Source organism: Jezberella montanilacus (assembly GCF_003003055.1).
Taxonomy (GTDB): Bacteria; Pseudomonadota; Gammaproteobacteria; order Burkholderiales; family Burkholderiaceae_B; genus Zwartia; species Zwartia montanilacus.
On the sequence record NZ_PVTV01000017.1, the window covers coordinates 36,756 to 50,364 of the forward strand.

The following is a 13,609-nucleotide window of genomic DNA, read 5'->3' on the forward strand; positions in this document are numbered from 1 at the left end:
GCTCCCGATGCGCTTTCATTGATGCGATCACGTTACACCGCCTATGTTCTCGATAACGAGGCATATCTGCTTGCGACGTGGGCTAGCGAACACCGGCCGGCGAGCGTGAGTAGTGATGAAAAACTCAAGTGGCTAGACTTAACTGTGAAGAAGTATCAACGGTATGACGAGAATTCTTCAACAGTAGAATTCGTGGCGCGTTACAGGCAAGATGGCAAAGGTGGCAGGCTGCATGAGACCAGTCGTTTTGTGCGTCGTGCGGGCCGCTGGTATTACTTGGACGGTCGAGAACGTGATCCCCTCTAAGCAGCCACTATACGGGGTGTTGTTTATCCTGATATCCACCTTGCTTTTTGCAAGCCACGACGGGATCACGAAATATTTAACACTCACTTATCCTGCCATCATGATCATCTGGGCGCGTTTTGCGATACAGACGGTTTTGACAGCTGGTGTCTTCGTCCCCAAAATGGGCGCTCGTATTTTGTACTCAAAACAGTACAAAATTCAGTTGATGAGAGGCGTGTGTATGCTGATGTCGAGCATGTTCTTTGTGCTTGGGCTCAGATATGTGCCGGTCGGCGAAGCGACGTCAGTTGTGTTTCTCGCTCCCCTTATTGTGACCTGGTACTCGGGCAAGGTTCTTGGCGAAAAAATCCAGATGGGTCAGTGGGTTGCAGTGACCGGCGGGTTACTTGGTGTATTGATCATCGTGCGGCCGGGTAGCGCATTGTTCACGCCTGCAATTCTTTTGCCGATGGCAGCTGCTTTTGCCATGGCTGGTTTTCAAATACTCACACGTCGTGTGCTCACGACTGATCACATGATCGCAACTAATTTTTTGACAAGCCTGGTGTGTACTGTTTTACTGAGTGTAGTGGTTTGGTATTTTTGGCAAACGCCTGGCCTAGGTGCATTAAGCTTGATGATAATCGGCAGTTCACTGGCAATGGCTGGGCATTTGTTGTTGACTCATGCTTACCGCCTCGGCTCTGTGGCCTCTTTAGCTCCGTTTAGTTATTCGCAAATTATTTTTGCGACCTTGATTGGTTTTCTATTCTTCGGTTACACCCCAGACGTGGCAACAAGAGTTGGGATGGCAATCATCATGCTCAGCGGGGCAGGCCTGATCTGGTGGCAGCGGCGTTGACAACAACAGGTGATTTTTGAATAGCAACAGAAACCACGCGCTAGGTATGGCGGTGATCTGTCTGGGTGCATCCATTGCGCCGTTGGATTTCTCAGTCAATATCGCTTTTCCTGCCATGACACAGGCGTTTAGTCTGGATACGCAGGGTATACGGTGGGTCGCCATTTGTTACATGTTGAGTTACGGCGGCTTGATGTTGCTCTTCGGCTCAATCGGCGACCGCGTTGGCCATTTGAAGATATTTCGCTGGGGTTTAATGCTTGGCGCCTTGGCCTTTTTATTGTGTGCTGTTGCCCCCAGTTTTAGACTTTTGCTTGTTGGTCGCGTGATTCAGGGGGTCGCAACCGCCTTGACAGTATCGTGTGCGCCCGCCTTGGTGTTGCGCTTGTTTGCTGATCATCGACGTACTTGGGCTTTATCGCGTTTTGGTGCTTATTTCGCTTTGGCAGCGGCCATCGCCCCTGTTATGGGCGGCTTGATGACTGGGTTAATGGGCTGGCCCGGCGTGTATTGGTTTCGCATACCGCTTATTGTGTTCGCTTGGTTTTCGCTGCGCTATGTGAATTTGTCTGAACATGACGATGAAACGAGGCAACGGCACGACGTCAATTTCTCCGCCTGGTCTGTGCTATCACAAGTGGCCTCGCAAAATAACAATTTTCTCTGGATCAATATTTCTAGCTTTGTTGTCCAGTGGTCGGTGTTTACGGTTCCCTTGCTAGTGCCTTATTTCTGTGTGCAGCAATTGGGCTGGACTTACCTCCAGTGTGGGTTGTTACTGGGTCTCTGGGCCTCGGGGACTGTGGCTGGTTCTTTTCTCGCACCGAGGTTTACCCAAGCAACCAAGGTTGAACTCGTGGCCTATCTATCCGCCTGGATAACGTCACTCTCAGTCTGTTCGATAGCATTGTGGTCTCAAGACGCCTCAATTCTGTTGATTGGTGGTTCGTTGCTGTCTTGCGGTCTTGGTTTAGGCGTGTACCAGGTTGCTTATGCGGACCTGGTTGTGGCAGCCTTGCCTCGCAGTTCGAGGGGGGTAGCCGGTAGTCTCACCCAAGTCACTCGTACGATTGGCGTGATTGTCGGCGCCTTTACTTGGTTATGGATTTTCTCTCAGCTGTTGCCTGAGACTAAGAGTGACGGCCACGACAGTCCCCAGGCCTTTATGCTCGGGTTTCGGGCCGTCTTTCTGATTAGCCCAGCGTTCGCAGTTGCTTTTCTGGCGATAAGCGCGCTGAAGCCGGGTTTGTGGTTTAAAGAAGAAGCGGCAAGCTAGCGAAACATCGTCTCCATTTCTAGTCGGACGCGCACAGCCTCTTTCGTTTGATCTATGTCGATATCCGCCCATTTAACGGTCTGGCCTGCAGGCACATCATTTTTTAGTCTGACATGATGAGCGAGCCCGATGGGCAGAGCACCTAGCTTTAGAGAATCTGCAGCGGGCATGACTTTACCGTAGACCGTGTAACCGCCTTCGCCGTCCAGCGTTTCGCCAGCCTTCAGGGCGCGTTTTGCGGTCGCCGCAACGTCGCCGTGAAAACCAGAAGTGGCGCCCGTTGCTTCTTGCCGGCAGGCAATGCTCGCCACAGATGTGCCAAGTTCTAAACCGATCAAGTGATAAGGTTTGTACATGGCCGCGTAGCGCCCACTCGCATCGGTTTTCAGACCGTATTGCGAAAAACAGCTTTTGACGTAATCCGTTGGCGCTTCGAACACCACATACACGCCCCAGCGCAGATCCCGAAAGACGGGTCTGCCGTCTCGTTCGATCGACGAAACTACCTCGACATTACCCTTGTGTGACAAGATGCCACCATCTGCCACTGGCCGCAAAATGTGGGGAAGATCATCAACGCCGCAAGGCGGGAACAACAGCCCATCAGCGGGCGGCCGTAAATCGCATGCGTTCGATACTGCCGCCATTTCAAGTGCCGATTTGGTGCCGTCCAGAAACGAGTTGAACATCTGGGCATTGAAGTCACCCGACCCCACTTGCTCGTCACTGAACCCGTAATGACCCCAAACGGTATCGGGGGTTGATTGATGGTAAACCGGCAAGTATTTAGTGCCTTTGCCGGCGCAGACAACCTCAAACCCTGTGGATCTCGCCCAGTCGACCATCTCTGCAATCAAGGCGGGTTGATCGCCTGACGCCATCGAATAAATAATGCCTGCTTCAGCGGCTTTTTTTGCTAGATAGGGACCCGCCAGTACGTCTGCTTCAACGTTGACCATGATGATGTGCTTGCCATGCTTGCAGCATAACAAGGCGTGATGGATACCCGCAGCCGGGCTGCCTGTTGCGTCAATCACAATATCAACGTGATCGCTGGCAATCATCGCATCTGCGTCATCAGTGATGAACGTGGCACCGGTGTTGCGTGCCTGATCCCAGGATTGTGCGCCATACTGCTCAGCAGCCCAGCCCACCTTCTTCAACGCTTCGCGCGCCCGGTCAGGCGATAGATCAGCCAAGCCCACCAAATGGACGCCGGGCGTCCGTGGTATCTGAGATAAATACATTGATCCGAATTTGCCTGCACCAATCAGACCAACTTTGACTGAATTACCTGCTGCGGCTCTACTTTTTAATTTTGCAAAGAGGGACATGCTATCTCCTTAGGTTGAATGTATATTGATCGATTGTTTGTCTCGATCTTGGTGTGCTGTCTGACAAGGTTTTAGTTCTGTTAATACTTTCAATACATATCAAAAATTCTTTGAATTTCACTCAATTCATTTGTTTTGCTCAAAGCCAGGGCAAGCAGAATGCGAGCTTTTTGGGGATTGAGATTATCGGCTTGCAAAAAGCCTGCTGCACGGTTGTGACTGGGACCAAAAACTCGACCAGAACCAGCTCTAGACGATAAAACCACACGAACGCCCTGAGCAGCAGCTTCTTTCATCGCGGCCATATCATCCGGTCCCAACAGGCCAGGTGCAAAGGCTGCACCGACAATACCTTTAGCACCCGCTGCGACAAAGGCCCGAATAGCGGTCCCGTCACTGCCTGCATAGCTATACGAAATATCTACTCGCGGCATCGCATCCATGCCGTCTAAGGCAAATTCTGTATGAGGGTAGGTTGTTCTAACCGGTTTGCGGTAGAACACGACGCGATCACCATCCGCATGCCCAAGTGCACCAAAGTCGGGCGCTTTAAACGTTTGCAAGCGGCCGTTCGAGGTTTTTGTGACTTCTCTAGCTGCGTGAATTTCATCGTTCAGGCAAACCAGCACGCCAAGACCACGCGCTTCAGGGCAGGCTGCCACGCGCACAGCGTTATAAATGTTCATGCCCGCATCGGTCGATAAGGCGCTGGCAGGGCGTTGAGAGCCCGTCACGACGACGGGTACGTCAACAGTCAGTGTCAGACTCAGCGCATAAGCGGTTTCTTCCATCGCAGATGTACCGTGCAAAATGACAATGCCTGATAGCGCGGGGTACTGCTTAACCAGATTTTCGATTGTTTGTGCGAGGCGTTTCCAGTGGGGGAACGAAATCGCGGTCGATAACAACGCCTCAAAGGGGACAGGGATGATGTCAGCGACTTCGTTTCCCTGAGGGAACATGGCCATCATTTCGTTTGCGTCGAGACGTGTGCCCGTTGCGCTGTACTCAAAGAGGTCCAGTTCGCCCAAACCACTAATTGAGGTGATGGTGCCGCCTGTGCTGATCACGGCAACGCTTGGCTTGTTATTCATACAGTCAGTCCGGTCGCTTGTTGATTAATAGGTGTCGTTAATGAATAGACATGCTTCTGATTTTATACGCCTGCGTGCTTGCACACTGCTTTTGCTGGAAGTGAGGCTTCAGTCCCACTATAAAGCGCGGGACTCAAGCACCTGGGTAACGCTGGTTGTTCAATGTTGCGTCAGCAGTTGCGCCAACTGGCTGGCACTGGTCAACTCCTCCATGCCCAGCACGGCATCGCGTAATTGCGCAACCTGAGACGCAGGCAGGGCATGCGAGGCAAGTTTCTCAAACTTAGCAATCACGTCGGCATCGCTTGAAAAATTCCGTTCACTGCCGCGCGCGTATTCTTTTGTGCATGTGAGCGTTTCACCGCTCTTGAGTACAACTTCAACCCGAACCATATGGCGAAACTTGGCGCCGCGGCTGGTAATGTCGGCATCATGATAGACCTCGACTTTTTCTGCCAGTGCCATACGGGCTGGATCGGACACGATGCTGTCACTGAATTGCTCAACAAAACAATCACCTTCCAGCAAATAGGTCGCAACACAGAAGGGCAGATTAAGCTGAGCAGAAGTCAGACCCTGAGGTTGATATTTCCAGCCCACATGATCCATGGTCACTTGTGAGCCGTGCACTTTGATGCGATCAATATCATAGGGACTGAAAGGTTGCTGGGCTTGCAGATCCCGAATCGCATCCAGCGTTGTATGGTTGCTGCCGACGCAGGAATAGAATTTGAGTGCGATAGCCATGGTCTGCCAGACCTCACCAAAGCCCGCTGTCAGTTCGCTCAGATCAAAGCGATCGGTAGAGCGTGAGAAGGTCGTGCAAAAGCCGCCATACTCAGACTCCAGCACGTTGACGATGCCGGTCAGACCACCTTGGGCAAACAGTGCACCATACAGACCGCTCTGCGAGGCACGACCCGCATGCATACGTTTAACCATGGCACCGTATTGCGCGGCCATCAGGCCCGCAGCCTGTGTGCCGGCAATGCCCAGCGCATGAACGGTCTGTTCAACATCCAGTCCCAGCCCGCGTGCAGCGCCTGCGGCAGCCGAGAAGACGCCGAGTGTTGCGCCCGAATGCCAACCCTGACCGATATGCTCAGGTCCCATACAAAGGCCTACACGTGGTCCGATTTCGTAACCTGCAACTGCGGCAGTCAGAAAATCTCGCCCACTCATATTTTGATGCGTTTCTGCCAGAGACATCAGTGCAGGCAAGACCACGGCACCAACGTGCAACACGCCCGCACGATGGACATCGTCGAGTTCAAAACCCTGAACTTCCGTGCCATTGACCAGCGCAGCGTGCGGCGCAGATAAGCGAAACTTGGTGCCCCAGATGGCGCAATCGCGTGTCTGATCAACGCGCGTCAGGGTGTCTTGCAAAATCCTGCACCATTGAAGATGCGAGCCATACAGCGCACAGCCTAGCGAATCGAGAATCAGTAACTTGATGCGCGCACGGACTTCAGCGGGTATGGCTTCGTATCGCAGGCCAGAAACAAATTTAGCAATACCTAGTGTGTATGGATTGTCTTGTGACGCTTCGCTCATGTTGACTCCTTTAGTCCATCTGGATTCGACCGTCTCGAATCACAGTGTGCATGCGTTGATATTCGGATTGAATATGTGCGGCAAACTCAGCTGATGAGCCGCCAATGGCCTCTGCGCCTTCGCTGACAAGCTGGGCGCGAACGGATTCTTGCGTGAGCACGCGGGTGCTGGCTGCCTGAATCTTGCTGAGAATGTCTTGAGGTGTTCCGGCCGGGGCAAGCAAGCCATACCAGGAGCCAGCCTGATAGTCGGGAAGTCCAGCCTCGGCAAGGGTGGGGACCTCAGGCAGCAAGGGCGCACGATGTTTGCCTGTCACGGCCAGCGCGCGCAGCTTGCCCGCCTGGATTTGTGGGATGATGGCAACAATGCTGCTGAACATCAGATCCACACGTCCGACCAGCAGGTCATTGAGCGCCGGTGCGAGCCCCTTGTAGGGGACGTGCACCAGATCGACTCCGGACTGCGTTGTGAACATGACGGCTGCAATATGTGCTGAGCTGCCATTGCCATTGGAGGCGAAGTTGATTTTGCCGGGGTCTTTTTTAGCTAGCGCAATGAGTGAGCGGACATCGGTTGCTGCAAATGCCGGATAAACCACCAGCACGGAAGGCGCCGAGGCAATCAGGATAATCGGTTCAAAATCCTTGATCGGATCATAGGGAAGCTTTGAGAAAAGGTTAGGGTTGACCGACAGACTGCCGACACCGCCCAGAAATAGGGTGTAGCCATCGGCCGCACTGCGCGCGGCAGTCTCGGCCCCCACCGCACCGCCTGCGCCAGGCCTATTTTCTACAATGACGGATTGCTTGAGTTCGACACCCAGCTGCTGTGCAACGACACGGGCGACTGCGTCATTGCCACCCCCCGTGGCAAAAGGGACGATCAGACGAATTGGTTTGTTCGGGTAATCTTGCGCCTCGCAATTCAGGCCAAGCAGACAGAGAATGAGCAGAAATAGCCGTTGCAAAATCATTATGCTTGATGAAAACAGAGTGAAACCGAGTGTTCAATGAAGTCGGCTATGATACTTCGCCTGTCATTTTTGTCTAGGATAACTCGCTTTAACAGTTAAACGCACTGTGCGGCGCCTTTGGGATTTTCTATGAGTCAAATTTGTTATTGGTTGCTTCGTCAACAGAATCAACTGTTAGTTTCAATCGATGACAATGGGGTGGCGATGTTTCCCCGCGCTCGAGCAGACGAGTTCGGCGGTTTGGTAGATCCCATTCTGGTTGGGCATTACCAGGGTGATCCGTGCTATGCCAGCGAATTTACTGATTTGCCAGCACATATCGCGGGTCAGTTAACGCCAGTGCGTAGTCTGTTTAGCATGGCTGGCCCTGAAGTTTTCGCTTTAGCGGGTCGCGCCACCCAACTGATGGATTGGAAGAAAAATCATCGTTTTTGTGGTCATTGCTCTACGCCGACTCAGGTCAAATCCACCGAGTTTGCGACAGAGTGCCCCGCCTGTGGCCTAGTTTGCTACCCGCGCATTTCACCTGCCATCATGGTGCTGATACGCCGCGGCAAAAATGAGTTGTTGCTTGGCCGTAGCCCTCACTTCAAGCCTGGCATGTTCAGTGCACTGGCTGGTTTTGTTGAGGCTGGCGAATCCTTAGAAGAATGCGCCCGCAGGGAAGTCAGAGAGGAGGTCGGTGTCGAGATAGGCGAAATGGAGTACTTTCAAAGCCAGTCTTGGCCTTTCCCCAACTCGTTGATGATTGCCTTCTTTGCAGAGTACGTTAGCGGAGAAATCACGCCGGACCCCGCAGAAATCGAGGATGCGGCTTGGTTTAGTATCGATGATTTGCCTACCTTGCCGGATCGCGTCAGTATCGCCCGGCGCTTGATTGACGAAGCGATTGCTCGCAGCAGGGTTTAAGCTCAAACCAAGTATTGATTAAAACGTGTATTGAAATCGCGATGATCATCCTTATCTAAGGATTATCCGATTCAGGCGCTTTGCCTGCCCAATAAAGGGATATCACTATGCGTTTTGACAAACTGACAACCAAGTTTCAACAAGCACTGGCTGATGCGCAGACCTTGGCGGCGCATAATGATCATCAATACATTGAGCCCGTTCATGTGCTGATGGCGCTTATTCAAGATGCTGACAGCGGCGCTGGCAGCCTCCTTTCGAGGTCTGGCGTGGCTGTTGCTCGCCTTATCCCTGCACTTGAGTCCGCCCTCAAAAGTCTGCCGCAGGTTAAAGGCGGTGACAAAACGATTCAAATCGGGCGCGACCTTCAAAATCTCTTTACTCAAGTAGAAAAAGAAGCCACCAAACGCGGCGATACCTATATCCCGAGTGAGTTGTTTTTGCTCGCACTGGCCGATGACAAAGGCGCTGCAGGACGTGTATTGAAAGAGAACGGTTTACAACGCAAGGCGCTTGAGGCGGCCATTGATGCAGTGCGCGGGGGGGAAGCGGTTACGGATCAAGAAGGCGAGTCTAAACGCCAAGCACTCGAAAAATACACGATGGATCTGACCGAACGAGCCCGTGAAGGCAAGCTTGACCCCGTGATTGGTCGCGACGATGAGATTCGTCGCACGATCCAGATTTTGCAACGCCGTACCAAAAATAATCCAGTTCTCATTGGCGAGCCTGGCGTGGGTAAGACCGCCATAGTCGAAGGTTTAGCTCAACGCATCGTCAACGATGAAGTCCCTGAGTCCTTGCGTGGCAAGAGAGTCTTGTCGCTGGATATGGCAAGCCTGCTTGCTGGCGCTAAGTTTAGGGGTGAGTTCGAAGAACGCCTTAAATCGGTACTGAAAGAGCTCGCTCTCGAAGAAGGCAGAGTGATTGTATTCATCGATGAGTTGCACACCATGGTGGGTGCAGGTAAGGCCGAAGGCGCGATGGACGCCGGCAATATGCTCAAACCTGCGCTGGCACGCGGGGAACTGCATTGTATTGGTGCGACAACCCTTGATGAGTATCGAAAGTACGTCGAGAAAGACGCGGCACTTGAGCGTCGTTTTCAGAAAGTGATGGTCAACGAACCCAATGTTGAGTCCACCATCGCTATTTTGCGTGGGCTTCAGGAACGCTATGAATTGCATCATGGCGTTCAGATTACTGATCCTGCTATTGTTGCCGCAGCTGAGTTGTCTAATCGCTACATTACGGATCGCTTTCTACCGGATAAAGCAATCGACCTGATTGATGAGGCGGCCGCCCGAATCCGCATGGAGATTGACTCAAAGCCAGAAGTCATGGACAAGCTTGATCGCCGTATTATTCAGCTGAAAATTGAACGCGAAGCGGTCAAAAAAGAGACAGATGATGCCTCGAAGCGTCGCTTGCAGATCATCGAAGAAGAGCTCGAAAAGCTACAACGCGAATACAACGATTTTGAAGTCATCTGGAAGCGGGAAAAAGCAGCGGTCCAGGGCACACAGTCCATTAAAGAAGAAATCGAGCGCGCACGCGCAGACATGGCCGAACTTCAACGCAAAGGGCAATTCGATAAATTGGCCGAAATCCAGTATGGCAAATTGCCAGAGCTTGAGGCGCGTTTGAAAGCAGCCGAGGTCTCGCATGACGCAGCTGATGAGAAGCCACGGTTATTGCGAACACAAGTTGGGGCTGAAGAAATCGCAGAGGTCGTCTCTCGGGCGACTGGTATTCCTGTTTCAAAAATGATGATGGGCGAGCGCGACAAATTACTGAAAATGGAAGATCGTCTGCACAGCCGCGTTGTCGGGCAGGATGAAGCGGTCGGGCTTGTCGCCGACGCGATCAGAAGGTCTCGAGCCGGCCTTTCAGATCCATCCCGGCCCTACGGTTCGTTTCTATTCCTTGGCCCGACCGGTGTGGGGAAGACCGAACTGACCAAAGCGTTGGCGGATTTCCTTTTCGATTCAGATGAGCACATGATTCGCATCGATATGAGCGAATTCATGGAGAAACACTCTGTCGCTCGTTTGATTGGCGCGCCGCCTGGTTACGTCGGTTACGAAGAAGGTGGATACCTGACCGAAGCGGTTCGTCGTAAGCCCTACAGCGTGGTGCTTTTGGATGAGGTTGAAAAAGCGCATCCTGATGTTTTTAACGTTTTGTTGCAGGTTTTGGATGATGGTCGACTGACCGATGGGCAAGGCCGCACCGTTGATTTCCGCAATACCGTGATCGTGATGACCTCCAATTTGGGGTCGCAACAGATACAGCACATGAGCGGTCAGCCCTATGAGGCAGTAAAGGAAGTCGTCTGGGAAGAAATCAAACAGCATTTCAGGCCTGAATTTCTCAACCGGATTGACGAGGTTGTTGTCTTTCATGCGCTGGATAAAGCACATATCGAGAAGATCGCGGGTATTCAGGTTGAGCGCCTGGCCAAGCGGATGGCCGCTCAGGATATGGTGTTAGAGGTCAGTGATGCCGCCTTGGCTGAGCTAGCTCGGGGAGGATTTGATCCTGTCTTCGGTGCAAGACCCTTGAAGCGCGCCATTCAGCAAATGCTTGAGAATCCGATCGCTAAACTCATTTTGCAGGGTAACTTTGGGCCGAATGATGTGGTGCCAGTCGACTATCGGGACGGAAAATTCGTTTTCTCCAGAACCTTGCAGTAGTTATTTGGTGTCATCGCGCGGCATAAACACCACTACAATAGTGAGGTTTATTTAACCATGCAAAATAATTTGTAGCCAAGCGCTGCGAAGTACCCGCGATGACAACTGAAGAGACTCAGCCCAACCCATCAGTGCGCAGTCTTGACACATCGATTGTCACCTGTGTTGTGCCCGCTTATAACGAGCACGATAACCTGAGTTTATTGCTTCCAACCCTGCAGGCGATGTTAACTGCCGCTTGTCCAAACTGGGAAATCATCGTTGTTGATGATGGCAGTAAAGACAAAACAGCTGATTTAATGCTCGTTTGGTCTAAAAACCCTGGTTTTCGTTACGTTCAACTCTCGCGTAACTTCGGCAAAGAGCCAGCCATTACTGCAGGGCTTGAGGCTGCCCGTGGTGATCTGGTTCTCATTCTCGACGCGGATTTGCAGCACCCACCAGAACTGATCCCCTCCATGTTGCAAAGGTGGGTAGCTGGGCGCGATATGGTTTACGCCGTCAGAGAGCACAGAGATGACGAAAGCTGGGGCAAGCGACACGGATCTAAATGGTTTTATCGCCTGCTTTCTATTTCAGGCGATGTAGATGTGCCCTCGGATGCTGGCGACTTTCGCCTGATGGACAGGAAGGTCGTCGACGCGCTGCTCAGACTTCCTGAGCGTAACCGGTTCATGAAAGGCCTGTACGCGTGGGTTGGTTTTGATTCAGAAGCGATTCCCTACACGCCGGCGTCAAGACAGCACGGCGAGTCACGATTCAATGCGTTTAAATTATTCAGTCTGGCACTTGCTGGTTTAACGGCTTTTACCACCTGGCCTTTGCGCGTTTTGAGCTTGGTCGGATTTTTTGTATCGATCTGTTCCTTCTCTTACGGGATATATATTATTTTTGAGGATTGGTTTTTTGGGAATCCGGTCAGTGGATGGCCTACGATCGTCACCATTCTGTGTTTCTTTAGTGGTTTGAACATGTTGGCGTTGGGAATTGTCGGCGAATATATCGCGGGGATTTTCAAAGAAGTCAAAGGACGACCCCTGTACTTAGTCAAACGCGATCAAGGCGATATTTACCGTCGTGATCCTTCAAGTGACGCAAGTTGACTGTGACCACGTCTATTGGTATCTGTGCTGATGATTTTGGTCTTGAAACCGGTATCAACGAGGGCATCTTAGCGCTTGTTGCTCAGGGTCGGCTCAGTGCTGTCAGTTGTCTGGCGCAAGGCCAATATTTTTCTCGAGACTCAGCGGCCCTGGCCTCCATGGATGTGGATATTGGCTTGCACCTGAATTTTACCGAAGCCCTTACCGGTTCAGATCTTTCTCTGCCTGTACCCCGACTGATTTTGCAAGCGTATTCACATGCTTTATCAACTGCCCGCATTCGTGCGCAAATCGATCAACAGCTTGATCGATTTGATGCGCTTGTTGGTCGCAGCCCTGATTTTGTAGACGGGCACGAACACGTTCACCAATTACCCGTGATCAGAGACGCGCTGTTGACCGCACTGAAACACCGTTACCCAAAGCAAGCGATCTGGCTCAGAAGTACGAGGCCAGCTCGACTTAGCCACGCCTTGCCCCGTGCTCAGCGAGTTAAAGCACATCTTATTGCGGCCCTCGGAGCAAAAGCGTTGCGTTCACAGGCTCAACAATTTGGATTTCAGATGAATACCGATTTTGTTGGCGTTTACGACTTTTCAAGGCCTCACCCGCTTTATCTAAAGATGCTTAATGACTGGTTGAGTCAGGCATCAACCGGAACATTGTTGATGTCACACCCCGCCACAGGCGTCGACGTAGCGGACAGATACGGTGTGGATCGTGTCGCAGAATACCAAGTGTTGAGCAGCGATGGCTTTGCCACGTTGCTCGGGCAGCTTGATCTAAAGATCACTCGTTTATCGAGTTTGAATCTTGCTGCTTAGCGCGCTCAAGTTCCGTGACACCAATCTCGTCCCGACCGTAAAACTTAACACCTAACTCAATCCGGTCACGGCCTTGCGATCGTCGGTGACGGTTGGTATCACGTAGCGAATAGACGCAGCCACAATATTCTTGTTGATAGAACTGTTCGCGTTTGCTGATTTCAATCATTCTCTGCGAGCCGCCGTGCTTGCGCCAGTTGTAAGTCCAGTAGAGAAGATCTTCGTAACGACCGGCTGCGCGTTCGCCGCAGCCATTAATTTGATTCATGTCTTTCCAGCGCGAAATCCCTAGCGAGCTTGATATCGTGTCAAACCCGTGCTCATGGGCATACAAGGCGGTACGCTCAAAACGCATATCAAAGCACTTCGTGCAACGCTCACCCCTTTCGGGCTCGTTTTCAAATCCCTTGATCCGGTCGAACCAATTGTCGACGTCATAATCGGCGTCAATCATTTCAATGCCATGTTGTTCGGCAAAACGAATATTTTCGTTTTTACGTATCTCGTATTCTTTTACTGGATGAATGTTAGGGTTGTAGAAAAAAATCGAATAGTTGATGCCAGCTTCGAGCATGGCTTCCATGACCTCACCGGAGCAAGGCGCGCAGCATGAGTGCAGCAACACCTTGTTGCGGCCTTCGGGCAGGGACATCGTTGGGCGTAAGGGTTTATCCATAATTTGTATTTTAATTT

Annotated in this window: 12 protein-coding genes; 7 read left to right on the forward strand and 5 right to left on the reverse strand. The window is 51.9% G+C overall.

What is annotated here, in order from left to right; translation table 11 throughout:
- Positions 1–21 precede the first annotated feature (21 nt).
- The 3 genes from BCM14_RS13355 to BCM14_RS13365 are packed head-to-tail and all read left to right on the forward strand — an operon-like array spanning position 22 to position 2,426.
- On the forward strand, positions 22–306 hold the full coding sequence (locus tag BCM14_RS13355; RefSeq protein WP_311042732.1) for a YchJ family protein: 285 nt from the start codon (positions 22–24) through the stop codon (positions 304–306).
- Positions 233–1,150 (forward strand): DMT family transporter, encoded by a 918-nt coding sequence (locus BCM14_RS13360; RefSeq protein ID WP_259673634.1) that lies wholly within the window; start codon positions 233–235, stop codon positions 1,148–1,150. The genes BCM14_RS13355 and BCM14_RS13360 overlap by 74 nt, the downstream gene beginning before the upstream one ends.
- A 16-nt stretch (positions 1,151–1,166) precedes the next feature.
- On the forward strand, positions 1,167–2,426 hold the full coding sequence (locus BCM14_RS13365; RefSeq protein ID WP_146129783.1) for an MFS transporter: 1,260 nt from the start codon (positions 1,167–1,169) through the stop codon (positions 2,424–2,426).
- On the opposite strand, the gene BCM14_RS13370 is transcribed toward BCM14_RS13365, so the two are convergent.
- The 4 genes from BCM14_RS13370 to BCM14_RS13385 all read right to left on the reverse strand — a co-directional run bounded on the left by BCM14_RS13370 (position 2,423) and on the right by BCM14_RS13385 (position 7,378).
- Entirely contained in the window at positions 2,423–3,760 is a 1,338-nt protein-coding gene (locus tag BCM14_RS13370; RefSeq protein ID WP_106228552.1) for an NAD(P)H-dependent oxidoreductase, read from the reverse strand. The genes BCM14_RS13365 and BCM14_RS13370 overlap by 4 nt on opposite strands.
- An 89-nt stretch (positions 3,761–3,849) precedes the next feature.
- Positions 3,850–4,854 carry an asparaginase gene (locus BCM14_RS13375; RefSeq protein ID WP_106228553.1) on the reverse strand — a complete coding sequence of 335 codons (1,005 nt, stop codon included), beginning with the start codon at positions 4,852–4,854 and terminating at the stop codon, positions 3,850–3,852.
- A 159-nt stretch (positions 4,855–5,013) separates the two neighbouring features.
- Positions 5,014–6,411, reverse strand: coding sequence for an MmgE/PrpD family protein (locus tag BCM14_RS13380; RefSeq protein WP_106228554.1), 1,398 nt, complete (start codon positions 6,409–6,411; stop codon positions 5,014–5,016).
- Positions 6,412–6,421: 10 nt separating this feature from the next.
- Positions 6,422–7,378 carry a tripartite tricarboxylate transporter substrate binding protein gene (locus tag BCM14_RS13385; protein ID WP_259673635.1) on the reverse strand — a complete coding sequence of 319 codons (957 nt, stop codon included), beginning with the start codon at positions 7,376–7,378 and terminating at the stop codon, positions 6,422–6,424.
- Positions 7,379–7,513: 135 nt separating this feature from the next.
- Here BCM14_RS13385 and nudC point away from each other — a divergent pair, with 135 nt between their 5' ends.
- The 4 genes from nudC (at position 7,514) to BCM14_RS13405 (ending at position 12,916) form a co-directional block, all read left to right on the forward strand.
- On the forward strand, positions 7,514–8,293 hold the full coding sequence (gene nudC, locus BCM14_RS13390) for an NAD(+) diphosphatase (RefSeq protein ID WP_106228556.1): 780 nt from the start codon (positions 7,514–7,516) through the stop codon (positions 8,291–8,293).
- Positions 8,294–8,400: 107 nt separating this feature from the next.
- On the forward strand, positions 8,401–10,989 hold the full coding sequence (clpB, locus tag BCM14_RS13395) for an ATP-dependent chaperone ClpB (RefSeq protein WP_106228557.1): 2,589 nt from the start codon (positions 8,401–8,403) through the stop codon (positions 10,987–10,989).
- A gap of 98 nt (positions 10,990–11,087) precedes the next feature.
- Positions 11,088–12,092, forward strand: a complete 1,005-nt coding sequence (locus BCM14_RS13400) for a glycosyltransferase family 2 protein (RefSeq protein WP_106228558.1) — start codon at positions 11,088–11,090, stop codon at positions 12,090–12,092.
- A 2-nt stretch (positions 12,093–12,094) separates the two neighbouring features.
- Positions 12,095–12,916, forward strand: a complete 822-nt coding sequence (locus BCM14_RS13405) for a ChbG/HpnK family deacetylase (protein ID WP_259673644.1) — start codon at positions 12,095–12,097, stop codon at positions 12,914–12,916.
- Here the strand turns inward: BCM14_RS13405 and BCM14_RS13410 are convergent.
- Positions 12,882–13,592, reverse strand: coding sequence for an epoxyqueuosine reductase QueH (locus BCM14_RS13410; protein WP_106228560.1), 711 nt, complete (start codon positions 13,590–13,592; stop codon positions 12,882–12,884). The two genes, BCM14_RS13405 and BCM14_RS13410, sit on opposite strands and share 35 nt — an antisense overlap.
- Positions 13,593–13,609 lie beyond the last annotated feature (17 nt).